Annotated in this window: 23 protein-coding genes; 8 read left to right on the top strand and 15 right to left on the bottom strand. The window is 42.9% G+C overall.

All coding sequences use genetic code 11. The features are described from left to right. Positions 1-23: 23 nt before the first annotated feature. The 4 genes from H0S56_RS05065 to H0S56_RS05050 all read right to left on the bottom strand — a co-directional run bounded on the left by H0S56_RS05065 (position 24) and on the right by H0S56_RS05050 (position 4,368). Positions 24-1,346 carry a sensor histidine kinase gene (locus H0S56_RS05065; RefSeq protein WP_195725813.1) on the bottom strand — a complete coding sequence of 441 codons (1,323 nt, stop codon included), beginning with the start codon at positions 1,344-1,346 and terminating at the stop codon, positions 24-26. Between the two features lie 4 nt (positions 1,347-1,350). Next, entirely contained in the window at positions 1,351-2,016 is a 666-nt protein-coding gene (locus H0S56_RS05060; protein WP_195725812.1) for a response regulator transcription factor, read from the bottom strand. 135 nt (positions 2,017-2,151) lie between these two features. After that, entirely contained in the window at positions 2,152-2,517 is a 366-nt protein-coding gene (locus H0S56_RS05055) for a NirD/YgiW/YdeI family stress tolerance protein (RefSeq protein ID WP_195725811.1), read from the bottom strand. A gap of 93 nt (positions 2,518-2,610) precedes the next feature. Beyond that, complete coding sequence (locus H0S56_RS05050; RefSeq protein WP_195725810.1) at positions 2,611-4,368, bottom strand: GspE/PulE family protein; 1,758 nt, start codon at positions 4,366-4,368, stop codon at positions 2,611-2,613. Between the two features lie 209 nt (positions 4,369-4,577). Here H0S56_RS05050 and H0S56_RS05045 point away from each other — a divergent pair, with 209 nt between their 5' ends. Next, positions 4,578-5,828: an MgtC/SapB family protein gene (locus H0S56_RS05045; protein WP_195725809.1), complete on the top strand. Its 1,251-nt coding sequence runs from the start codon at positions 4,578-4,580 to the stop codon at positions 5,826-5,828. Between the two features lies 1 nt (position 5,829). Here the strand turns inward: H0S56_RS05045 and tsaA are convergent, their stop codons facing one another. Continuing rightward, on the bottom strand, positions 5,830-6,549 hold the full coding sequence (tsaA, locus tag H0S56_RS05040; protein ID WP_195726055.1) for a tRNA (N6-threonylcarbamoyladenosine(37)-N6)-methyltransferase TrmO: 720 nt from the start codon (positions 6,547-6,549) through the stop codon (positions 5,830-5,832). Between the two features lie 105 nt (positions 6,550-6,654). On the opposite strand from tsaA, the gene H0S56_RS05035 reads away from it, so the two are divergent. After that, positions 6,655-7,434, top strand: a complete 780-nt coding sequence (locus H0S56_RS05035) for a ferredoxin--NADP reductase (RefSeq protein ID WP_004279005.1) — start codon at positions 6,655-6,657, stop codon at positions 7,432-7,434. A gap of 64 nt (positions 7,435-7,498) precedes the next feature. On the opposite strand, the gene H0S56_RS05030 is transcribed toward H0S56_RS05035, so the two are convergent. The 3 genes from H0S56_RS05030 to H0S56_RS05020 all read right to left on the bottom strand — a co-directional run bounded on the left by H0S56_RS05030 (position 7,499) and on the right by H0S56_RS05020 (position 8,746). Next, a complete protein-coding gene (locus H0S56_RS05030) occupies positions 7,499-7,681 on the bottom strand; it encodes a YgdI/YgdR family lipoprotein (protein ID WP_004279008.1) in 183 nt (60 codons plus the stop codon). 18 nt (positions 7,682-7,699) lie between these two features. Beyond that, positions 7,700-7,951, bottom strand: a complete 252-nt coding sequence (locus H0S56_RS05025; RefSeq protein WP_004279009.1) for a hypothetical protein — start codon at positions 7,949-7,951, stop codon at positions 7,700-7,702. Between the two features lie 171 nt (positions 7,952-8,122). Further along, entirely contained in the window at positions 8,123-8,746 is a 624-nt protein-coding gene (locus tag H0S56_RS05020; RefSeq protein ID WP_005106481.1) for a cation transporter, read from the bottom strand. An 86-nt stretch (positions 8,747-8,832) separates the two neighbouring features. Between H0S56_RS05020 and H0S56_RS05015 the strand changes: the two genes are divergently transcribed. The 3 genes from H0S56_RS05015 (at position 8,833) to H0S56_RS05005 (ending at position 11,042) form a co-directional block, all read left to right on the top strand. Beyond that, a complete protein-coding gene (locus tag H0S56_RS05015; protein WP_195725808.1) occupies positions 8,833-9,243 on the top strand; it encodes a Cd(II)/Pb(II)-responsive transcriptional regulator in 411 nt (136 codons plus the stop codon). 132 nt (positions 9,244-9,375) lie between these two features. After that, positions 9,376-10,785, top strand: coding sequence for a prephenate-dependent tRNA uridine(34) hydroxylase TrhP (gene trhP, locus H0S56_RS05010; RefSeq protein ID WP_195725807.1), 1,410 nt, complete (start codon positions 9,376-9,378; stop codon positions 10,783-10,785). A gap of 2 nt (positions 10,786-10,787) precedes the next feature. After that, the gene (locus H0S56_RS05005; protein WP_004645588.1) at positions 10,788-11,042 is read left to right on the top strand and encodes a YfhL family 4Fe-4S dicluster ferredoxin; all 255 of its coding nucleotides are present in this window, start codon (positions 10,788-10,790) and stop codon (positions 11,040-11,042) included. A gap of 250 nt (positions 11,043-11,292) precedes the next feature. On the opposite strand, the gene ahpF is transcribed toward H0S56_RS05005, so the two are convergent. The 7 genes from ahpF to H0S56_RS04970 all read right to left on the bottom strand — a co-directional run bounded on the left by ahpF (position 11,293) and on the right by H0S56_RS04970 (position 19,904). Further along, entirely contained in the window at positions 11,293-12,858 is a 1,566-nt protein-coding gene (gene ahpF / locus H0S56_RS05000) for an alkyl hydroperoxide reductase subunit F (protein WP_195725806.1), read from the bottom strand. A 245-nt stretch (positions 12,859-13,103) separates the two neighbouring features. Then, positions 13,104-14,021, bottom strand: coding sequence for a hypothetical protein (locus H0S56_RS04995; RefSeq protein ID WP_195725805.1), 918 nt, complete (start codon positions 14,019-14,021; stop codon positions 13,104-13,106). 37 nt (positions 14,022-14,058) lie between these two features. Continuing rightward, complete coding sequence (locus tag H0S56_RS04990; RefSeq protein ID WP_005106475.1) at positions 14,059-15,192, bottom strand: toxic anion resistance protein; 1,134 nt, start codon at positions 15,190-15,192, stop codon at positions 14,059-14,061. Positions 15,193-15,208: 16 nt separating this feature from the next. Then, the gene (locus H0S56_RS04985; protein ID WP_004279021.1) at positions 15,209-16,000 is read right to left on the bottom strand and encodes a hypothetical protein; all 792 of its coding nucleotides are present in this window, start codon (positions 15,998-16,000) and stop codon (positions 15,209-15,211) included. A 341-nt stretch (positions 16,001-16,341) separates the two neighbouring features. Beyond that, positions 16,342-16,746 (bottom strand): nucleoside diphosphate kinase regulator, encoded by a 405-nt coding sequence (gene rnk / locus H0S56_RS04980; RefSeq protein WP_195725804.1) that lies wholly within the window; start codon positions 16,744-16,746, stop codon positions 16,342-16,344. Positions 16,747-17,251: 505 nt separating this feature from the next. Further along, a complete protein-coding gene (glyA, locus tag H0S56_RS04975) occupies positions 17,252-18,502 on the bottom strand; it encodes a serine hydroxymethyltransferase (protein WP_005103619.1) in 1,251 nt (416 codons plus the stop codon). A 154-nt stretch (positions 18,503-18,656) separates the two neighbouring features. Continuing rightward, positions 18,657-19,904 (bottom strand): alpha/beta hydrolase, encoded by a 1,248-nt coding sequence (locus H0S56_RS04970; protein WP_195725803.1) that lies wholly within the window; start codon positions 19,902-19,904, stop codon positions 18,657-18,659. 332 nt (positions 19,905-20,236) lie between these two features. On the opposite strand from H0S56_RS04970, the gene H0S56_RS04965 reads away from it, so the two are divergent. From H0S56_RS04965 to H0S56_RS04955, 3 genes are all read left to right on the top strand, one after another. Continuing rightward, positions 20,237-20,935, top strand: a complete 699-nt coding sequence (locus H0S56_RS04965; RefSeq protein WP_005247474.1) for a DUF3820 family protein — start codon at positions 20,237-20,239, stop codon at positions 20,933-20,935. A 101-nt stretch (positions 20,936-21,036) separates the two neighbouring features. Then, positions 21,037-21,702 carry a hypothetical protein gene (locus H0S56_RS04960; RefSeq protein WP_195725802.1) on the top strand — a complete coding sequence of 222 codons (666 nt, stop codon included), beginning with the start codon at positions 21,037-21,039 and terminating at the stop codon, positions 21,700-21,702. Between the two features lie 202 nt (positions 21,703-21,904). After that, the gene (locus tag H0S56_RS04955; protein WP_195725801.1) at positions 21,905-22,255 is read left to right on the top strand and encodes a hypothetical protein; all 351 of its coding nucleotides are present in this window, start codon (positions 21,905-21,907) and stop codon (positions 22,253-22,255) included. Positions 22,256-22,325: the final 70 nt, after the last annotated feature.

The following is a 22,325-nucleotide window of genomic DNA, read 5'->3' as shown; positions in this document are numbered from 1 at the left end:
TAATCTTCTGATCATGAGATTTGCTATTCAAGCTTAAAACTCAATAACACTTTAAGTCCGCCCAGATCCGACGGCGCATAGTCAATTTTAGCTGCATGCAGTGCCATAATTTTCTGGCAAATGGACAGACCTAGACCTGAACCCTGAGTTCGCGTACCCAAAGCCCGATAAAAACGTTCACCTAAACGTTCCAGCACATCATCAGTAATCCTCTCTCCTGAGTTTTCAATCAATAGTTGTATCTGATGCTGCTCAACAACCGTTCGGATCTCGACCTGTCCCTGCGGCGGCGTATAACGAATAGCATTGTCGACCAGATTGCGAATACAACTAAAAATCAGCTCTGGATTCGCTTCGATCACAGCATCCTCAAGGTTTAGATTCCAATGAATGTCTTTTTCTTCTGCAAAAGGCTGCAATGCCTGCAAAGCCTCCTGAACCAGATTTTTAAGATTAATCGTTTGCGTTGGTAATTGCTCTGTGCGCTCCGGATCGAGTCGTGCCAGCAAGAGTAAATTTTCCAGCACCTGCGTACCGCGGTTGACATCATTTTGAATCAGCTGCAATGCTTGAGGGAGCTGTGCATCACCTTGATATTTGCGTTTTAAAACCTGTAGACGCATTTGAATTGCAGACAGTGGAGAACGCAGCTCATGTGAAGCATCTGCAGTAAAACGCTGTTCGGCAGCCAGTGACTTTTCCAGCCGGCCGAGCATGGCATTCAACTGACGAATAATCGGTTGCAGTTCAGTGATTTCAGGATCAGGCGTTTTGAGAGGGCTTAGATCCTGAGCAGTTTTGGAACCAATCGCCCGGGAAATCTTGTTTAATGGCCGTAACTGGCGTCTGATCGCAACACGCAAAATCAGCCATTGCACTAGCCATAAAATCAATAAGATCCCGGCAAAGCCCAAAGTAGTTTGCCAGAGTTCATCGAAACGTACTGAAAGTGGCTGTACGATTTTGACCTGAAGGTCGTCATCTTCCGCAGTCAGTATCCGGATAAAATGACCATTTTCATAAGCAAACTGAAAGCCGTTGTTCTGTGCTTTTGGAATGGTATTAATTAATTCATCATCAATCGAAGTAGTCAGTATCTGCTGATCTAGCAACAAGGCATACTGGATATCGAACTGTTCACTGAGTTCATCGACCTGGGCGTCTTTGGCCTGGGTCACATCGCCAAGCAGCAACTCAGAAATCTGCTCCATTAATTCATCATGCAGCTGACTGGCTTGATAACTGGAAATTCCCAATAACAGCAGCCAGGCCAATATTCCAGCCAATATCGAACTGAACAGCGCATGTTTGATCAGTTTAGTTTGCAAGGAAATAGCAGCTGACATAGGTTTATACCTCAGCCTTATGCATGCGATAGCCCAGACCGCGAATAGTCTTGATCATCTGGCTGCCGATTTTTTTACGCAGCTGATAGATAAATACTTCAATGGCATTACTTTCAATTTCATCACCCCAAGCGTACAGCGATTCTTCCAGCTGTTCACGGGTGACAATATGTTCAGGCTGCTGCATCAGCTTGTATAGAATTTGAAATTCCTTCGCAGTCAGATTCACAGCTTGACCTTCTTTAGTTAGGGTCTTGGCTTGAGTGTCCAGACTGAGATCCTGCCATTGCAGGATATGATTCGGTGTTTGCTGTTTCTGTCTGAGTTGGGCACGAACTCGGGCCGAAAGTTCTTCCAGACTAAAAGGTTTGACCAGATAATCATTCGCGCCTAAATCCAGACCTTCAACCCGGTCATCAATACTGTCTTTGGCCGTAATAAAAATCACCGGCGTATCTTGATGTTGGCTGCGCAAAATTTTCAGAATGTCATCTCCATTGGCATTCGGCAGGCCACGATCCAGCAGAATGCAGTCATATTGATGCTGCTCAATCGCTAGGATCGCATGATCACCACGCTCTACCCGATCAATCACATAACCGTCCATTTCCAGCCAAGTCTGGATACTGTCTGCCTGAGACTGATCATCTTCCGCCAAAAGAATACGCATATTCTGCTCCGTTTGCTTCCTTGTTCTATCTTGCCTTGAAAAAGTTCCAGACTCAAAAAAACCACATGCTTTTTGGTAACTTGCATGTGGTTTTTTGTCGCTGTGTTCAAATTGATTTCAGCAAATCAGGCGATATTAGAAACGAACCTGATCAACCTCAACTTCAACACGTTTTGCCGGTTTATAATCAATGTCGATTTCACCTGTGATGATCACCGGTGTTTTGGCTGAAATCGGCTTGCCTTGCCAAAGTTCATCATCAATCTCAACAGTTATAGTACCTGTGCTGTCGCGGAACTGGTATTTTTCATCACCCACTGCTTTCACGACATAACCTTTAAGCTGAACTTTGCTGTCATCTTTCATGGCCAGCGCCTGTTTGACTGTGGTCGATTTAGCAAAAGCAGCCTGATTCACAGCAGTGTCACTACTTGCTATCGTAGCTGTCGCGATAGAACCCATCAATGCAGCTGCCAAAACCGTATTTATCATCATTTTCATCGCAGTTACCTCTTTAAAGTCTTGCCTTGTTTCGATGATGCTATTAAAACAGCCGAAGATGAATTGAATCTTAAGATTGCTTCATTTTCAAAATTAATTTAAGGGCACAACTCTCAGGACTTCTTCAAGCGTGGTCACACCTTCCAGAATCTTGCGTGCCCCGGCAATTCTGAGCGGCTCTACCCCTTCTTTTTTAGCCTGCTGACGCAGCTGGTTCAGGTTGGCATCGGCACCAATCAGCTGTTTGGTGGTCAGACTCAATGGCATAAACTCATAAATCCCGATACGGCCTTTATAGCCGGTATGCCGGCATTCTTCGCAGCCCACCGCCTTAAAGACAAATTCCGGTCGCGGCAAAGGATAATCCGTAGCTAGATGCTGCCATTCCTGTTCATTCAGGAAGCTTTCCTGTTTGCAGTGCGGACACAGCTTACGTACCAGACGTTGAGCCAGAACACCCAAGATGGTTGCTGCTGTCAAAAATGGCTGTAGGCCCAGATCATGCAGACGGGTCAGACTCGACGGCGCATCGTTGGTATGTAAAGTTGAGAGAACCAGGTGACCGGTCAATGCGGCCTGAATCGCCATATTGGCAGTGTCCTGATCACGGATCTCCCCGACCATGATAATGTCCGGGTCCTGACGCATCAATGCACGCACGCCGTCAGCAAAACCAAGATCGATACCATTATTGACCTGCATCTGGTTAAAGCTGGGTTCCAGCATCTCGATTGGATCTTCAATGGTACAGACGTTGACCTGTTCAGTCGCCAGCTGTTTCAAGGTTGAATAAAGCGTAGTAGTTTTACCGGAACCAGTCGGACCGGTCACCAGAATAATGCCGTGACTGTGACTGGTCAGATTGTTCCAGTCGTTGAGCAGATGACCTTCAAAACCGAGTTGCTGGAAGCTTCTCACCAGCACTTCCGGATCGAAAATACGCATCACCAGTTTTTCACCGAATGCCGTTGGCAAGGTCGACAAACGCAATTCGGTTTCCTGTCCTTTTGGTGTACGGGTTTTCAGGCGGCCATCCTGTGGTTTACGTTTTTCCGCGACGTTCATCCGGCCCAGAATCTTGATCCGGGAAATGACAGCGGTCAATGTATTGGCCGGCATGTTGTAAATCGTATGCAGCACCCCATCAATCCGGAAACGGATCTTGCCGGTGTCTTTACGTGGTTCCATATGAATATCACTGGCACCTTGTTCAAAGGCAAATTGCAGCACCCAGTCCACCAGTTTGACAATATGCTGGTCATTGGCATCCGGATTCTGTGAATCACCCAATTGTAATAAGGCTTCTACACCTTTATTTTCTCGGTCATAAGCAGACGATTTTTGTGAACCACTGACTGCGCGACTGACCTGATAATATTCAGTAATATAACGTTGTAACTGTTCCGGATTGAGTAATACCCGTTGTATTTTTTTCGGGGAAATATTTTGCTCAAGATTCGACACCCATTCGGTTTTATAAGGCTGATCCGTAGCGATCAGAACTTTGTCTGCCTGAATTTCTACTGCCAAAATATGGTTGCGCAGTGCATATTCTTGCGACATGACATGGGTCAATGCCTGTACATCAGCTTTAAGCGGATCAATGATATAGAACATCAATCCGGTTTTTTCTGCCAGCCATTGACATAAACGGTTCAGGGTCAGCGTTGTTTGAGGATGAGATTGATCGACCAGATTAAAATTGGCAATCCACTGTAAAGGGTGCCATTTTAATTGTTCACGTTGCCGATGAGTGGTTTGTACCAGCATTCGGTCGCGTTCACTGATTTTACCGTCTTTAAAGAGTTGGTCTAGACACCATGCCGTATCAATTTCAAAGTCAAATTTCATTATTATCAGTCCCCAAACTTGCCTCCACTATAACAAGTTTTTGCAGTTTTTCGCATACTCCCCACCTGTTGAATGTACGTTTCTATTTCAATCTCAAAAAGAAAGTAAATAATGGATTTGATTACTACCGCAACATTTTTGATCTATGCAAACTCTATCTCGTCGCATATATTTTTAAATAATCAACTCTTAGCTTGCTGAGGTCACAGATGAATTTGACTGCGGTTCCCCTGCATGCGCATTCTTTTCATGAACTGCTCACGATACTCACCTCGGCATTAGGCTGCGGCCTATTGATTGGTCTGGAGCGGGAACGACATAAACAACGTGAGCAGCAACCGAGTTTTGCCGGCTTACGTTCCTTTGCGATCTGTGCTTTATTGGGCGCACTGTGTTTCCTGTTTGGAATCGTGATTGCTGTAATAGGTGCTTTGATCGTGGGTGGTATGGTCATTTTATCTATCAAAAATCAACCAGATGATCCGGGCATTACCACAGAGCTTGCATTTGTGATGACCTATTTTATTGGCGCCATGTGTTTATGGAATATTCCTCTGGCAGCCGGTCTTTCTGTGCTCTTAACCGGTATTTTGATGGCCAAACATACCATGCACAATATTGCCGGAAAATGGATTAAAGAAGCCGAATTTAGGGATGGACTATTATTACTGGCCTTAATTTTGATTGGTCTGCCGCTGACCCCTGACCGGCCTTTTTGGGGCGAAGTGCTTAACCCTTATCTTATTTTAAAATTACTGACCTTAATTTTAGTGGTACAAGCTTTGGCGCATATTGCGAAACGCTTTTTCTCGACTAAAAATGCCCTGATGCTGTCCTCCATCGCTTCCGGTTTTGTTTCCAGTACAGCCACCATCGCACAGTTGGGCTTACAGGTCCGTAAAGGTGAAATGGATGCACGATCGAATGCCGGCGCCGCGCTGATGTCCTGTATCTCGACTATTGTGCTGCTATTGATTGTGGTTGGAGGCGTATCATGGAGCTGGTTGAAAATCCTGCTCTTGCCCTCTTTAGTTGCCGTAATCCTTCTGGCAGCCTGTGCATTTTTATTATTGCGCAAGGCAAAACCTGCTCCGAGCATGGAATCATCAGACAGCCAGATGTTCAGCTTAAAAGAAGCCGTGATTATTGCAGTCACATTAACATTGATTCAGGCTGGAGTTTACGGACTGGAGGTCTGGCTCGGGGATGCCGGCTTACTGGCCGGGACCTTGCTCGCCTCTCTGTTTGAGATTCATGCCGCGATGGCCAGTGTTGTCGTTCAAGGCGATCCCTCTAATCTACGTTTGATTTATGCCCTGCTTTTAGGTTTGGGTGCTCACGCCTTGGCCAAGTCAGCCAATGCCGCTTTGACTGGTGGCTGGAAGTTTGTCCTTTATTTTGCGCCTGTGCAGATTTTGCATATGGCAGTTTTGATTGGCTTGTTGTGGTGGAACCTATAATCTAGGAAGGAGTATGCTGGATAGCAACAATTAGCACTTGCTGAGCATGAATTTTGAAATGAAGATCAACGTTTGCGAACTTCATTCCATATACCCGCTCCTCATCTTCCTGATATGCAGGTCTTGGATCTAGAGATAAGACAGCTTCCAGTTCCTGAATAGTCTGCACAGAAATTTTTCCATTTCCTAGTAATTGTTGCTTTTGCTGCTCCGCTTCATCGCTCCAAATGACGGTTTTACGTGGTGGTTCATCCTGTGCATAACCGCTTTGTGCTTCAATGATGGCATCCGAATATTGAATATAAGGTTTGATATCCATAATTGGCGTGCCATCGAGCAAGTCACTCCCTGTCACATACACTCGAACATGTTTGCCCACTTTTCTCACTTCTTTGAGTTTGACCACAGATAAACCAATCGGTGATGGACGATACATGCTGCGCGTAGCAAACACGCCTATTTTCTTGTTACCACCCAAACGCGGCGGACGCACTTGTGGACGAAACTGGCTGTTGTGCTGGTTTTTATTGTCATGAAATTGCCAGACCAGCCACAAATGACTGAATTCTTCAATTCCCTCAAAGGCGAGCAGGTCATTATAGGGCCCGACCATTTCAATATAGCTTTCGACCTGAACCAGATTCGGCTGACGAGGAATACCAAATTTTTCTTTATAGGGAGAACGCATATAACCAATAATCGGCAGCGTCAGTTCAGTCATCATCACTTTTTTTGATAAGCTCAATTAAATATATTCAGTTTATCGAGAATGAATTTAGATTAGAATAGCAAGCTGTTCTAATTTGATAATTTATTGAGACCTTTAATGGCTGCTTTTAACGTCGAAAAGATTACTCACGTCCACCACTGGAATGATACTTTATTCTCTTTTAAAACGACTCGTGACACTGCTTTGCGTTTTAAAAACGGTCAGTTTGTAATGATCGGCCTTGAAGTCAATGGCAAGCCGTTAATGCGCGCATATTCAATTGCAAGCGCCAACTACGAAGAAGAGTTAGAGTTTTTCTCAATTAAAGTGCCTGATGGTCCACTGACTTCGATTTTACAGAAAGTCAAAGTCGGTGATGACATTTTGGTTTCTAAAAAGCCGACAGGTACATTGGTACTTGATGACTTGAACCCAGGTAAAAATCTTTACCTGCTTTCTTCTGGTACTGGTCTTGCACCGTTCCTGTCGACTATTCGCGATCCTGAAACTTATGAGCGTTTTGAAAAAATCATCGTAGTTCACGGTACCCGTTTCATTTCAGAACTGGCTTATCAAGATTTGATCCTGAATGAAGTGCCAAATCATGAATTCTTCTCTGAACTCGGCGCGAAAGAAAAATTGGTATATTACCCAACCGTCACCCGTGAAGAATATCCAAACCAAGGTCGTGTAACCACCGCGATTGAAACCGGTGAACTGTTTGAAAAAATCGGTCTGCCACGTTTCAACCCGGAAACTGACCGTGCCATGTTATGCGGTAGCCCTGCATTCCTAGATGACGTTGCTGCGCTTCTTGATCAACACGGTCTGAAAGAATCTCCGAAAATGGGCGTTTTAGGCGATTACGTGATTGAACGTGCATTCGTTGAAAAATAAGATTTTCTAAACTAAAAAACCGGACTTAAAAGTCCGGTTTTTTATTGGAACCATCACTAAATAATTAACGATCGCGACCTTCCTGGTTTGCAGAACCTGAACAGCCTGCGCCACCTGCAATGATGAAACCCGTTTGCGCTTTACATGAACCAATCATACGGCCATGAGAGTCAAATGTAGTTACTGACGATGCACAGCCCGTCAATACAACAGTCGCTACAAGTGCAATAAGTGCTGATAATTTCATGATATTCCCCTTTATTATTTACGGTTTTAAATTAATCTGATTTTGGCTTGGTGGCGTTGGTAATAGGCCTGTATTCGCATCTGGCGTATTGTAATTCACACCTAAGGCATCGCCTGAACCACTACAATGTGCACTTGCGGTCGAAAGTAGGCCACGCGTCGCCATACATGAACCGATGATTTTTCCTGTTGCATCATAAGTCACGACTTTGGAACTACAAGCGGCTAGCCCCGATATTGCCAATATTGAAAAAATTTTAATTAAATTCACATTAACCCTCGCACGATGCAAAAAACTAAATTATTAAAATTTATGTATATTTTCTGAATTTCGCCAGAGATTCTAATTTAATTTGTTTATTTGTAAAGCTTTATTTTTCAAATATTATAAAAATGGAAATAAATAAAAAGCTGCCCTGCAGGACAGCTTTAAATATAAAAATTAGCTGGATTTATGTTTTAGTGATCTTTCTTCAAGAGACTGCTTAATCACTTGATAACCTGATGTGATGCCGAGTGTTGCGATAATTACAGCCACAATAATATCTGGCCAAAGACTGCCTGTACCAAATACGCCTACGGCTGCCAAAATGACCGCAAAGTTGCCAATTGCATCATTGCGACTACAGAGCCAGACCGACCGCATATTGGAATCCCCCTCACGAAAAGCATAAAGAATGGCTGCTGTAAAAACATTTGCCACTAGGGCCAGCACGCCAATCAGGCCCATTGTCAGTGCTTCAGGTGGAATGCCTTGCAGATAGGCGTAAATCACTTTGCCAATAACCACCAGACCAAACAATGCCATGGTCATTCCCTTCACCAAAGCGACTGTTGCCCGCCAATACAGACTCGCACCGAGTACAGCCAAAGAAATTCCGTAATTGACCGCATCTCCAAAGAAATCTAGCGCGTCTGCCCACAAGGCCGATGAATGTGCATATGCACCACCGATCAGCTCCACTACAAATAAAGTCAAGTTCACCAGCAAGGCAATCCATAGCGCTGTTCTAAATTTGCTGTTGGGCTTGATGGGTGCCGGTTCAGGACTACAACTACAAGCCATATCATTCCCCCGATGATTTTTTATCTAAAATACGATAAATTGATTAGAAACTATGGACTAACTCCAAGGTCAAGCATGAGGGTGATATGTCAGTTTATTTGATTTCAGAAATGGCCAAAAAAACTGGTCTAAGCACCGATACCCTACGTTTTTATGAGAAAAAAGGCTTTATCCAGCCGAATTTTCGAGCAAGTAATCAGTATCGTTATTATGGTGAAGACGCATTAAAAAGACTGCTTTTTATCAAGCGTTGCCGTGCCTTGGACATATCGTTAAAAGAGATTGAAACCCTGATTCAACTTGAACAAAATCCGGAGCAAGACTGCTGTGCCGTCAACCAATTGATTGATCAGCATCTTTCGGATATTTCAAATAAAATTAAAGAATTACAAATATTTGAACAGCAACTGATTACACTGAGAGAAAGTTGCAATACCCCGACCACGATTGATCATTGCCAGATTTTAAAAACGCTTGAAAACCCTGAAAATGACTGAATATTGAAGAAATTTTATGGACGCTCCCTACTTAAAATAAAACCTTGTTTTACCTCCAAATCGCGTATTTCCGAGTGATTTACTAGGTTGAATCCAAATTCCAGATGATTAGAATAAAGCCGTACTTTTTATATGTCTTTCGATTTGATCATGAGCATTACCACTATTACCGAACTTCTCTCACCAGCTGGCTCACTCAAAAATATGCGCTACGCTTTTGCTTATGGTGCAGATGCAGTCTATGCCGGCCAGCCGCGCTATAGCCTGCGGGTTCGTAATAATGAATTTGACCATGACAATTTAGCGATTGGCATTAAAGAAGCACATGAACTCGGCAAAAAATTCTATATGGTGGTCAATATCCAGCCACATAACTCCAAGCTGAAAAATTTTATTCGTGACTTGGAACCTGTGGTCGCGATGCAGCCAGATGCCCTGATCATGTCCGATCCAGGTCTGATCATGCTGGTGCGTGAACATTTTCCAGAGATAGATATTCACCTGTCGGTTCAGGCCAACGCCGTGAACTGGGCAACCGTGAAATTCTGGAAAAATATGGGCCTGACCCGTGTCATTCTGTCACGTGAACTATCCATTGAAGAAATTGCAGAAATCAAACAGCAAGTGCCTGATATGGAGATTGAAGTCTTTGTTCATGGTGCATTATGTATGGCCTACTCTGGCCGTTGCATGCTGTCTGGCTATATGAACAAACGTGATGCTAATCAGGGTGCCTGCACCAATGCCTGCCGCTGGGAATATAAAGTTCTGGAAGCCAATGAAGATGAAACCGGTGATGTCATTCCGGTAAAAAATCTGGATTCAAGCTGCTGCTCTAAAGATGCTGATGAACAGCACATGCAAGAACAACATCAGTTTGATGAGCCTGTGCTATTGCAGCGGAATGATGAAGACATGTTTGCCGCAGAAGAAGATGAACACGGCACTTATTTCATGAATTCTAAAGATCTACGTGCAGTCCAACATATAGAGCGCTTAACTAAAGTGGGTGTGCATTCACTGAAAATCGAAGGCCGTACCAAGTCTTATTTCTATTGCGCCCGTACTGCTCAAATTTACCGTAAAGCGATTGATGATGCGCTTGCGGGTAAACCTTTTGATCCGTCACTGATGACACAATTGGAAGGCTTAGCGAATCGTGGTTATACCGAAGGTTTTCTACGCCGCCATGTGCATAGTGAATATCAGAATTATGAACATGGTTCTTCCAGTTTTGATCATCAAATTTTCTGCGGTGAAGTACTGGAGCGCAATGGAGATTACATCAAGATCGATGTGAAAAACCGTTTTATCGTCGGTGACTCACTCGAACTGATGACGACTAAAGGCAATATCACTTTCAATTTAACCGAAATGAAAGACAAAAAAGGTAATCTGATCGAAGACGCCAAAGGTTCAGGTCATATCGTTGAGATTCCAGTTCCGGCAGATGTTGATATGCAATATGCCCTGCTCATCCGTAATCTGCCAAGCTCGACTATGGATATTTCGGCATCTTCACTGGCTTATCAAGCGAGTTAAATATGGCACTACTAATTACCGACAAATGCATCAATTGCGATATGTGTTTACCGGAATGCCCAAATGACGCGATTTATGAGGGTGCGAAAGTTTATGAAATTGATGTGAACCGTTGTACAGAATGCGTCGGTTTTTATGAGCATCAGACCTGTGTAGATGTCTGTCCGATTGAATGCATTGTTCCACATCCGGAGTATCGGGAAACACAAGAACAATTACTGGAAAAATTTAAGGGTTTGAACTTATTTAAATCTTAAAAATGAAGCGATGGAATAAACATTGCTTTATATAAAAACAACCTTGGGGAAAGTATAAAAATAAGGGTTGAAAACAAAAACTGTGCAGAGGAAAGGAACAGCTGAAAGTGCGTGGGGACACTTTTGGCTGTTCCAATAATAAATATAAAAAAAGGAACTCGGGTGTTAGCGTCCTGAGTTCCTATAAAGCGATAATAATGTATTTATAAGATATAGCACCTCGGTTTTGGGGAACCCAGGTGCTATTTTTTTATTGTCCTGAACGGATGATGTAATCAAAAGCAGACAGTGACGCCTTGGCACCTTCACCGGTGGCAATGATGATCTGCTTGTACGGCACTGTGGTACAGTCACCTGCTGCAAATACACCTTTGACATTGGTTTCGTTGCGGTCGTTAATCACAATCTCGCCACGGTTAGTTAATTCAACAGCCGTTTCTTTCAGGAAGTCCGTATTTGGCAACAAACCGATCTGCACGAAGATCCCTGCAAGTTCTACTGTATGCTCTTCATCTGTGGCACGGTCTTTGTATTTCAGACCCGTCACCTGTGAACCGTCACCCAGCACTTCAGTCGACAAGGCATTCTTGATCACGGTGGTGTTCGGCAAGCTGTTCAGTTTGTCTTGCAGCACCTGATCCGCACGCAATTTGGTATCAAATTCCACCAAAGTTACATGCTCTACAATCCCTGCCAGGTCGATCGCAGCTTCCACCCCCGAGTTACCACCGCCAATCACGGCGACACGTTTACCCTTAAACAGTGGGCCATCACAGTGCGGACAGTAGGCCACACCACGAGTTTTGTATTCCTGCTCACCTGGAACGTTCATCTCTCTCCAGTGTGCGCCGGTCGACAGAATCACGGTTTTAGATTCCAGTTTGGCACCATTCTCTAAAGTCACTTCCACCAGACCATTGGCCGTTTCGTCTGCCCCTTTGATATCAGACACGCGTTGCAGGTTCATGATGTCGACCCCGTATTCACGCACGTGGGCTTCCATTTCCGCTGCAAATTTAGGACCTTGGGTTTTTTGTACTGACGTGAAGTTTTCAATGTCCATGGTATCCATGACCTGACCGCCCATGCGTTCAGCCACGATCCCGGTTTTAATGCCTTTACGTGCTGCATAGATCGCAGAAGTATTCCCTGCAGGACCACCACCGATCACCAGGACATCAAAGGCATCTTTGGCATTCAGCTTTTCCGCATCTTTGGTAGCGGCATTGCTGTCCAACTTGGCAATGATTTCTTCCAGCGTCATACGACCCTGACCTATATGCTGGTTGTCCTGGAACACCATCGGAACCGCCATGATTTTGCGTTCTTCTACTTCTTCCTGGAAGAAAGCCCCATCAATCATGGTCGCTGTAGTGCCTGGGTTATAGATGGCGATCAGGTTAAGTGCCTGAACCACATCCGGACAGTTATGGCAGCTTAAGGATACAAATACATCGAAATTAGATTGAACACCCAGGCTCTTGATATTCGCCAGAACTTCATCAGAGACTTTCGGTGCATAACCTGAGGTTTGCAACAATGCCAGGATCAGTGAGGTGAACTCATGGCCCATTGGCAAGCCTGCAAAGAATACACGTGGTTCCTCACCAGCTTTTGCAATCCCGAAACTTGGCGCACGTGCATTGGTCCCGTCAAAGCGTGCAGTCACCAGGTCAGACAGTGCAGCCACTTCGGACACCAGTTCCTGGATTTTGGCTGATTTGTCAGAGCCATCCAAAGTCGCCACCAGTTCAATCGGGCCTTCTAGGCGTTCTAATAAGGTTTTAAGTTGGGCTGAAGTATTTTGATCTAACATTGCTAACGTCTCCAAAGGAGTAAATGTTTATTTGATACAGCCATGATAGGACAATCGACTGAATAGGTAAAACAGGTTGTTTTTATTTTATTGATCGATATTTTAGATTATTAAGCTAAACCTAGTTTTTTTTACTGCCTTATTTAAATTTTTGAGCTGTGTTAAGCAAGTTGAATAGGTTATCTTAAAAATAGCATTGAAATTTTATCAAAAAAATGCTCCCTATTCAGGAGCATTTTGGGAAATTAATGAATCCGCTGTTCGATACGGAGTGATCGACCCTTGATTGAGTTGGCCAAGAAAAACAAGATTAGGCTAAGTAGTGCCGATAAAATAGCAACACCAATAATAACCAGATTCGTGATCTGATTTAACTGATCCGCCTGTTGCACCTGTGTATTTACACTCTTGGCGACTGGTGTCATGGCTTGACCATAGACCTGTTGCTGCATGGTCCAGATTTGTTCAGGCTTGAAACCATATTGTTCAAATTTAGGATCCTGTTTTTCTGCTTCAACCAGGTTTAAAACATAAGGTTTTGCGGCAGATAAATCCTGCGGCTTATGCAGCAATGCCGTTTGCGCCAGTAAATAAGATTTCACCGGTGCTGCAATCTCTGAATCGGCCAGATAACGGGCAATTTCACTGTCATTAATATTGCTGTCGTAATACACCACTTGCTGATAAGCATCATCCCGATCATTACGTAGATCATGCTGCCAGTAAGTTAATCCTGACCAGATCACGATAAAAGCGATCAGCCAGGCGACAAATTTCAGTACAAAAGACTGAAAGCGAACATAAAAGAAACGCAACTTTTTCAGTAAGCCAATCACAAAGAATGCGCCGATAAAAGAGGCAAAAATTTTAATAATCAGCCAGCCAAACCAGCTCAGCAAACTAAAAAAATAATCCGGACTATCACCAATGCTGGCCAGTGTGGCATCTACACTGACCGGTAAATGCAATTGCTGTACTTGGGTACTCAGGCCAAAAAAGCCATAGACCAGTTCCTGCTGGAAAAATAGGCTGATCAATGAGGCTATAAATATGGTAGAACTAGTCAAACCCAATAGCATCAAATTGCGTTGACGTTTCTTGAGTGCAACTACCCCCTGCTTGATGTCCTGAGGCTTAACGGCATATTCATCTAAGGGCGGCAATCTCTACTCCTTCTTTCAGATTTTGGCCCTACCTGATTTAGTTGGGCTTGGATCCACTGGTACTTGATTCAATCACCAAATGATTTAGATTATCTTGCAAAGCTTTCAAACGCACGGTTGCTTCTGTGCGTTTTTGTACACCTTCTTTCTGGATCTGAATCACATCATTTACAGTTTTAATGAGGGTATTTTGCACATGTTCAAGCGTTTCGATGTCAATCACCGAGCGCTGGTTGGCTTTAGCAGTATCGACCGAGTTCTGATGTAACAGGTCAGCATTACGGCGCAGCAGCTCATTGGTAGCATCATCAATGGTATTGGCCAGCTGCACACTGTTCTTCTGTTCGCTCAATGAAATCGCCAGACTGATCTGGTTTTTCCACGCTGGTAAAGTAATATTTTTGATCGCATAAAACTTGTCGACTAGCATCAGGTTATTTGACTGAATAATCCGGATCATTGGCAAGGTCTGCATGGCAGACTGCTGCAGTACCTGTAAATCACTGACACGTTTTTCCAGATTATTGGCCAGATGGTTCAGGTCATAAATTTTCTGGGTGGTGCTCTGATCTTGCGGTAAGGCGGTTAAAGTGGAAATTTCCTGCTGCAGCTCCTGTTCGCGTAAACGGCCTGCGGCGATATGTACCCCGAGCTGTTTATATTCATCCTGTACCCCGTCAAACATTTTATCCAGGGTATCAACACGTGCTTTCAAACCGGATTGCGAGGTTTCAATCTCTTTCACCAGTACATCTAGCTGCTCTTTAGTGGTATTGAAATGCGCATCAAAGTTATCTTTCGCACCTTTGAATTTGCTAATGATATTGCCAAAAAAACCCGAACTTTTCTTTTTATTGAGAATACTGCTGGTATTCAGCTGCTGAGCCACCTGTACCACCTGATTCAGCTTCTGTCCTGTCGCATCCAGATCTCTATTTTGCACCAGATTCAGTAATTCATCGGTATAGGTCGAAGTTTTGGTCGCAATATTTTTGCCATATTCAGCCACGCTGTTATGACTCATGTTCTGCAACTCTTTACGTGCAGCCAGCACCTCCTGAAAGTCAGCAGGCTGTAAGCCCAGTTCTTTCAGGTCCATTTGCTGGAATTTTTGTTCGACCAGTTCATTCGAGCTTTCAACAGGCAAATTTACTAAATCAGACTTGGTCATAGTTCACCTTATATTGTTATGTTTTCGAGGGTTTCTCGAGGGATTTTTTTAACGTTTTAATCAGACTCTCACGGCTATTATCAAGTTTTTCCAGATCACTTGTCGAGTGTTTCGTCTGGCTTTGTTTGACATGATATTGCCAGGCCGGAATCAAGACCTGCTGTGCTTCCTTAAAGCGATCCAGCAGGCTAAAGGAAAGCTGCTGCGAAAGCTGCATCTGGGTAATGGCGATGTCATTACTGCTTTGCAAGGTACGTAAGGTATTAATTTTCTTGGAGAGGCGTTCTGAAAAATTATCCAAGGGATGCTGGTTTTTGACGAATAGCGGATATTCAGACAGAAACTCGTCTGCTGCGACAATGTGCTTGGCCATCTGTTCGCGCAACCCCAAAAGCTGCTGAAAACGTGACTGCGATTTCTGAATTTCAATCTGCAATTTACGGCTTAAGTGATCGGCCTGATCGAGCAAACGGTCTAGCCGTTGATAATATTCCACCTGACTTGAGCCATAATCCAGATCGATGCCTAGCCATTTCTGTAGGGCATTAAATTTACGTTTTTTCAGATATTTTTTAGATTCTGCCAAAGCCTGAATCAATTGCTCAATGGTATGGCTTAACTGTTGGGTCAAGTGCGGATCTACACCATTCAGTAGAACGGACTGTGCCTGAATCAAAGCATCTGCATAATGATTCAGCCCATATTGATTATCCAGTACAGGCACAAGCTCATTACGCTTAATCGCCAGAATTTCCTCACGATCAAGCATCATGTCAGTCAAGGCAGGTAGAGCTTCAAAGCGCGACATGGTTGAGGCGATATCCTTTAAAAAAGTGAAACAAAGAAGTCTAGAACATCTTCGAATGTAGCAAAAAAACAGACTGCGTTGTGTATATTTATCCAGAAATTCGTTACATCACTTTAACTAAATCCATGTTTTATCTTTATTTTAATTATGATTTTGGCAAGACAATCCAATTACAGAGATAAATGGCTACGTAGCATCTTGAGAATTGTTTAACTTTAAGCATTTAGAACTTTAAAATGTATTCAATCTGATCTAAATGCTTACAACACCAGGTTTTACTTAAAATCCATATACAAAAAAAGCCATATTACTATGGCTTTCAAGGATGATCCAACGCTGGCTTAAAGATAATCCCCTTCGCTCTCCGGCTGAAACAGCACTTTTTCAATGGTTACTTTCATGGTATGACCATCCGGTTGTGGCCATTCAATGGTTTGACCTTCTGCTAAGCCCAAAATGGCTGCACCTATCGGTGCGATGACATTGACCTGCCCCTTTTCACCTTTAAATTCGTGTGGGTAAACTAGTGTCACCTCAACAGCTTCCGTAGAAGGTGCAATGGTCAGCGACACACGTGAATGCATGGTCACGATATTGCTTGCGATCGCTTGCGGCTCGACCACTTCGGCACGTGCCAATTCATCCTCTAAGCGGATCATGGTTTCACTCAGTTTGCTCTGGTTCTCCAGCATCGTTTCCAGACGATGTAAATCTTGCTCAGATAAAATAATGTTGGGTTTAGTCATCCTTATTACCTTGTTTAATGCATAAATGAAAAATTAATCAATCAACCGCCAGCAGCATTTTTAAATACAGGATTTACCCATATTCAAATGATACCGATCCATATAACGTTTAAATAAAAAGAATGATGTCATTCACAGCGCTTATATCAGTATCACCTTACAGTAACATGGGATTTACTCAAGCGCTTCATCTACCATGATCTTCAGCTCAATAACCTATTAGTTTTAAAGTGTCAGGTTCTGAAAATAATTCCTGTAAATAATTTCAAGCAAAGCGTGCAACGAATGCATCCATTCTTTTAAAGCATTTTAAAATACAAATAGTTGATAAAAGACTTTAAGCCAGATTGAGAAAAACTCAATATGATTTTATTGATGACTCAATCTATTACGGCAAGGAAATCGATCTATGTAAGTCCGATCAAGGCCAAACATCTTTTATATCGTTATTTTTACAGTTATAAAAAAAGCTCCCGGTTGGGAGCTCCTTTCCGTTTATAAGCGATTATGCATAAACTGGGAATTTAGCACATACCGCTGCAACTTTCTCTTTCACCGCGTTAATAACAGCTTCGTCGCCTTTAGCATCTAGGATATCAGCGATCCAGCCTGCAAGTTCACGAACTTCAGCTTCACCGAAACCGCGAGTTGTTACTGCAGGTGTACCGATACGGATACCTGAAGTCACGAACGGAGAACGTGGATCGTTTGGTACAGAGTTTTTATTCACAGTAATGTGAGCAGCACCTAACCAAGCGTCAGCTTCTTTACCTGTGATGTCTTGCTTGATTAAAGACAGCAAGAACAAGTGGTTTTCAGTACCACCAGAAACTACATCATAACCACGAGCGATTAATACTTCAGCCATTGCTTTCGCATTAACAACGACTTGTTGTTGATACGCTTTATATTCAGGTGCCATTGCTTCTTTGAAGCAGATTGCTTTCGCAGCAATCGCGTGAACCAAAGGACCACCCTGGTTGCCTGGGAATACAGCCGATTGAAGTTTCTTCTCGATTTCTTCGTTTGCTTTCGCAAGGATCAGACCTGAACGTGGACCACGAAGTGTTTTGTGAGTCGTAGTCGTAGTAACGTCAGCGATTTGCACCGGGCTTGGGTAAACGCCAGCGGCAACCAGACCTGCAACGTGAGCCATATCAACAAATAGGTAAGCGCCAACTTTGTCCGCGATGTCACGGAAACGCTGCCAGTCAACGATTTGGCTGTATGCAGAGAAACCAGCAACGATCATGCGTGGCTTGTGCTCAAGCGCCAAACGCTCAACTTCTTCGTAATCGATCTCGCCAGTTTCAGGGTTTAAACCGTACTGAATCGCATTATATGTTTTACCAGAGAAACTTACTTTTGCACCGTGCGTCAAGTGACCACCGTGAGCAAGGCTCATACCCAGAACTGTATCGCCCGGGTTCAGAAGCGCTAAGTAAACTGCTGAGTTTGCTTGTGAACCAGCATGTGGCTGAACGTTAGCATAATCAGCACCAAAGAGTTCTTTAGCACGGTCAATCGCCAATTGTTCGATAACGTCTACATACTCGCAACCGCCATAGTAGCGTTTACCTGGGTAGCCTTCCGCATATTTGTTAGTAAGTTTTGAACCTTGAGCTTCCATAACTGCTGGTGAGCAGTAGTTTTCAGAAGCGATTAGCTCAATATGAGCTTCTTGACGAGCATCTTCATTCGAGATTGCTTGAGCTAATTCTGGATCAAATTCAGCGATAGAGATATTGGCAAACATTAGCGAGGTCCTATTGATTTAGGGCTTTTAAGCCGTGCTAAGATTGGCGCGTATTGTAGCATGAAGTTTTAAATTTTCGATCATGAACTTTATTCAGTTTGCAATAAAAATGGCTCATATCTAAAAAAACATGAGCCATTCAGATAAAAATAAGTTATTGAATTGGCATTAGAGATTTTACATCTGAAATAATATTAGGAATATTCAGTGCATAGACGCTACCATGATCCCATTTAGTCGCATTTGACTCATCCGTAATATAACGTACTGAAGTTTGTTTCTGATTGGCGAGTGCAACCAAAACATCTGTTGCTGCTTTCGGAACGGTACTATCTGCTGAACCCTGATAAATAATCACTGGCGTAGAAACTTTAACAAGTAAAGGCTGAGAATCTTTTTCTAAGAAGCTCTTTACGACTGGAATACTCATAAAGTTAGTTTGAGTACGAGGATAATTATTTACCGAGTTATTATTTGATTGTGCATAAGCATACATTGCAGTACCAAATTTCTGGCCTAATACATCATAGCAATCAGTTTCTGCATTTTTCGCGATTTCATCGGTTGGCGTTTTAAAAATCTGACTATATTGCAGATTCGGGTTCGGGTTACGCAAACCAGCAACAATCAGGGCAGTAAAGGTATCTAAAGATGCTAAAGTTCCAATTTTTTTATCCAGATTTGTTTCTTGTCCCGCCTGTTGTTCACCTCCTGTCAAAATCAGATTGAAATTTGAAGCCGGTGCTAAAGCTACCGTACCTTTATAGGTCATCTTAGAAGCACGTGCTGCATATTGCGCAGCGCCTAAAGCTGCCTGGCCACCTTGAGAATGCCCTACTGCCACCCATTGATTGGATGCTTGTGAACCTAAATAATTTCGTGCAGCTACGACTGCATCAGTAATAGAATAAGCTTCACTTTTCAAATTCAAGAAAGGATGAAGTTCTTTTCCACTCGGCTCTCCCAAACCTTCATAGTCAGGTGCCACTACAATATAGCCAGTTTGAAGAAACCCGCCAATCATGGCTTTGATATAATCATTCAGCGCTTTTCGACTCGGCGCACACTGATCAGCTACACCGGTAGTTCCATGTGCCCATGCCACAATTGGCCAGCCTGTAGCTGGAGGCGTTCCTTCGGGTGTGAAAACTAATGCAGTAGCTTGTGTTTCCTTACCATTAATTCCTAACATCTTATAAGTCATGATCACACTTTCGTCAGCGATCCCAGAAAAATCCGTTTGCGTATAGGCTACAGGTGTTGCCACGACTGGATTATCGATATTATTTACTGGAATGGCAGGTTTGGACTCGTAAAAACGATCATTATCACTATCATCGTTACAAGCAGTTAAGGCTACACTTAATGTGAGAAGAGCACAGGTCAATACTTGACGTTTCATCGATCTTATCCTTATCTTATTTATTATCATCTCTAATGAGTTTTTCTGGTTTTATCTTTAACAAACGATAAAACTACATGTAATTTCCCAATTTATCTAAACAATATCAAGAAAAGAATGCGTTATTTTTTCTATTAAATTCGCACCAGTTTAGATTTATTATGAAATCAGCAAACTTTAAAATAGAGAATTTCCCCTCTCCAGAACTATATAAATAGTCGTCATACGTTAAAAAGCCTGCAATTCATACAGAAATAAAGCAATTCAATTGTCAGTTGCAAAATAATAATGTTAGATTTTACTCTTCTCTCTTTTTCAGGCACATTTCCGACATGCAGGCCATTATTCTTGATACCGAAACGCATACTTTAAATGGTCAACCCATCGAAATTGCTTATGCGCCTGTCGAAATTGTAGAGCATAAAATCAGTCTGGATAAAAGCCGCCTGTTTGATCAGCTTTATTCATGTGACGAAGCCATTTCTTTTGCTGCCATGGCCGTGCATCATATTCTGGAATCGGATCTGGAAGGTCAACCGCATTACAGTACCTTTCGCCTGCCTGATGAAACCATCTACATGATCGGCCATAATATTGATTATGACGTCCGTGCCATCGAAAAATGTGGTGTAGATACTTCAAAAATCAAGGCGATTTGTACACTGGCTTTAGCACGTCGGGTCTGGCCAGATGCAGAAGCACACAATATTTCTGCACTGATTTATATGATCACCAAAGGCAGCGAAAGAGCGCGTGAAATGATCCGTAAAGCGCATCGTGCCGATATGGATATTATTTTAACTGCCAATATTTTGATGCATATTGTGCATCATTTAAAAATCAACAGCATGCAGGAATTATTCGACGCTTCTGAAGATGCCCGAATTCCACGTACGATTAATTTTGGTAAACATCGCGGCACTGCTATTGCAGAACTACCTGCTGACTATGTGCAATGGTTGCTGCGTCAGGATGAACTCGATCCTTATTTACGCAAGGCACTTGAAAATACGGCGATCACGACATTATAGGTCTTATCAAAATAAACCTCTGTATTTTAATAAATACTTCATATTAATGTAATTTTCACAGACTATGCTCTAGCTGAATTTAAGCAACCATCTATTCAGCTATGATGCATTTTTATAAAACTCAACGTGGGATCGAGGTGCTACAGGATCGCTCCATCCCACTGACCGCACGCCAACGCCGCTTATTGGTTCTGATCGGCAGCCAGGATTTCAACTTATTAAATGATGGCTTAAAGCAGCAGCTTGCTCCTACCGAACTCTTAGATCAACTTTATGCCATGGATTTAATCGTTCCAGCTGAAACGGGCGAGGTAGCCATCAGTCAAAAGCAGGCTGATGCAAGAACAGATACAAAAGTTGACCTGGCACACTCCGAGATTCACCGATCGTTGGACTCATCGATAGCAGCAGCTTCTGCGACAAAAGAACTCCATCCTGAGATGGAATCCATTAAAGTAGCGCAGGACATTCCATCTGCTGAAACGGATTCAAGCCATGCAAAAAAGCTGCCTGAACTGCAACCTATGTCTTTTGAAGACCTTAAATATATGATGATGGAAAGCTTACAAAAATATTGTGGCTTGATGGCCAAGCAGCAAATTCATCAGATTTTACAGGCGCCGGATACGCGCAGTTTAAAACTGTGCCAAATGCAATGGATCACGTCCCTTCAGGAAAGCCGTATTGCTCCCCAAGAATTGAATCACATTCTGAAGCAGATCAATTTTGCTTTAGATCAATTACAGCAAAATAAAGCTGAAGACTAATAAGATCTTAGTCTTTAAAACTCTTAAATGAGCAAGTTTAACAATAAGCTAGCTTTGATTTTTTAAGACAACTGATTGATTATTTGAAATATTTATATTCAAGCGAAATTTAAAGCTCGGAATATCCGACTTAAGCGTGATAGAAAAAATAATTACAATCCCGCCATATAGGTGAGCATAGATATCCGATTGGATCATGTATATGTCACATTATTTAGAATTCGATGCGTTCGATAATCCCATGCAACTGAGTAAAATTGGCAACTGGGTGATCACCTTTTTAAGTCCGGTTGAAGAACTGCAATTTGTGCAACTGGCGATTACCTATGTGCTTCCCCGCCAGATCAGTGACAGCTTGCAACCGCGCCGTGTGTTGATTCAAAAAAGTCCCATTGAGCATCATTGGCTGATCCAGGCCATTGAATGTTTTGACAGCACGACTCGTCGGGAAATTTCTTTAAGCCCTGAGCATACAATCGCACAGCAAACTTTAGTGCAGATTCTAAAAGATTTTGAAAAATATGATGTGAATGTGCAGCTTAAACAGATTTAAATATTTGCTCACTCCAGCGAGCTTTTTTATTGTTATGGGATATTTCTTCGGCCAATCAAGGCTCACTACC

The organism is Acinetobacter lwoffii (assembly GCF_015602705.1).
GTDB lineage: Bacteria > Pseudomonadota > Gammaproteobacteria > Pseudomonadales > Moraxellaceae > Acinetobacter > Acinetobacter lwoffii_E.
The sequence above is the reverse complement of the archived record's forward strand: the minus strand, read 5'-3'. Positions and strand labels throughout refer to the sequence as shown.

Excerpts from the sequence above, each read along its gene's own strand:
- H0S56_RS05065 (WP_195725813.1), bottom strand. The coding sequence starts at position 1,346 with ATGTCAGCTGCTATTTCCTTGCAAACTAAACTGATCAAACATGCGCTG.
- H0S56_RS05060 (WP_195725812.1), bottom strand. The coding sequence starts at position 2,016 with ATGCGTATTCTTTTGGCGGAAGATGATCAGTCTCAGGCAGACAGTATC.
- H0S56_RS05055 (WP_195725811.1), bottom strand. The coding sequence starts at position 2,517 with ATGAAAATGATGATAAATACGGTTTTGGCAGCTGCATTGATGGGTTCT.
- H0S56_RS05050 (WP_195725810.1), bottom strand. The coding sequence starts at position 4,368 with ATGAAATTTGACTTTGAAATTGATACGGCATGGTGTCTAGACCAACTC.
- H0S56_RS05045 (WP_195725809.1), top strand. The coding sequence starts at position 4,578 with ATGAATTTGACTGCGGTTCCCCTGCATGCGCATTCTTTTCATGAACTG.
- tsaA (WP_195726055.1), bottom strand. The coding sequence starts at position 6,549 with ATGACTGAACTGACGCTGCCGATTATTGGTTATATGCGTTCTCCCTAT.
- H0S56_RS05035 (WP_004279005.1), top strand. The coding sequence starts at position 6,655 with ATGGCTGCTTTTAACGTCGAAAAGATTACTCACGTCCACCACTGGAAT.
- H0S56_RS05030 (WP_004279008.1), bottom strand. The coding sequence starts at position 7,681 with ATGAAATTATCAGCACTTATTGCACTTGTAGCGACTGTTGTATTGACG.
- H0S56_RS05020 (WP_005106481.1), bottom strand. The coding sequence starts at position 8,746 with ATGGCTTGTAGTTGTAGTCCTGAACCGGCACCCATCAAGCCCAACAGC.
- H0S56_RS05015 (WP_195725808.1), top strand. The coding sequence starts at position 8,833 with ATGTCAGTTTATTTGATTTCAGAAATGGCCAAAAAAACTGGTCTAAGC.
- trhP (WP_195725807.1), top strand. The coding sequence starts at position 9,376 with ATGTCTTTCGATTTGATCATGAGCATTACCACTATTACCGAACTTCTC.
- H0S56_RS05005 (WP_004645588.1), top strand. The coding sequence starts at position 10,788 with ATGGCACTACTAATTACCGACAAATGCATCAATTGCGATATGTGTTTA.
- ahpF (WP_195725806.1), bottom strand. The coding sequence starts at position 12,858 with ATGTTAGATCAAAATACTTCAGCCCAACTTAAAACCTTATTAGAACGC.
- H0S56_RS04990 (WP_005106475.1), bottom strand. The coding sequence starts at position 15,192 with ATGACCAAGTCTGATTTAGTAAATTTGCCTGTTGAAAGCTCGAATGAA.
- H0S56_RS04985 (WP_004279021.1), bottom strand. The coding sequence starts at position 16,000 with ATGTCGCGCTTTGAAGCTCTACCTGCCTTGACTGACATGATGCTTGAT.
- rnk (WP_195725804.1), bottom strand. The coding sequence starts at position 16,746 with ATGACTAAACCCAACATTATTTTATCTGAGCAAGATTTACATCGTCTG.
- glyA (WP_005103619.1), bottom strand. The coding sequence starts at position 18,502 with ATGTTTGCCAATATCTCTATCGCTGAATTTGATCCAGAATTAGCTCAA.
- H0S56_RS04970 (WP_195725803.1), bottom strand. The coding sequence starts at position 19,904 with ATGAAACGTCAAGTATTGACCTGTGCTCTTCTCACATTAAGTGTAGCC.
- H0S56_RS04965 (WP_005247474.1), top strand. The coding sequence starts at position 20,237 with ATGCAGGCCATTATTCTTGATACCGAAACGCATACTTTAAATGGTCAA.
- H0S56_RS04960 (WP_195725802.1), top strand. The coding sequence starts at position 21,037 with ATGATGCATTTTTATAAAACTCAACGTGGGATCGAGGTGCTACAGGAT.
- H0S56_RS04955 (WP_195725801.1), top strand. The coding sequence starts at position 21,905 with ATGTCACATTATTTAGAATTCGATGCGTTCGATAATCCCATGCAACTG.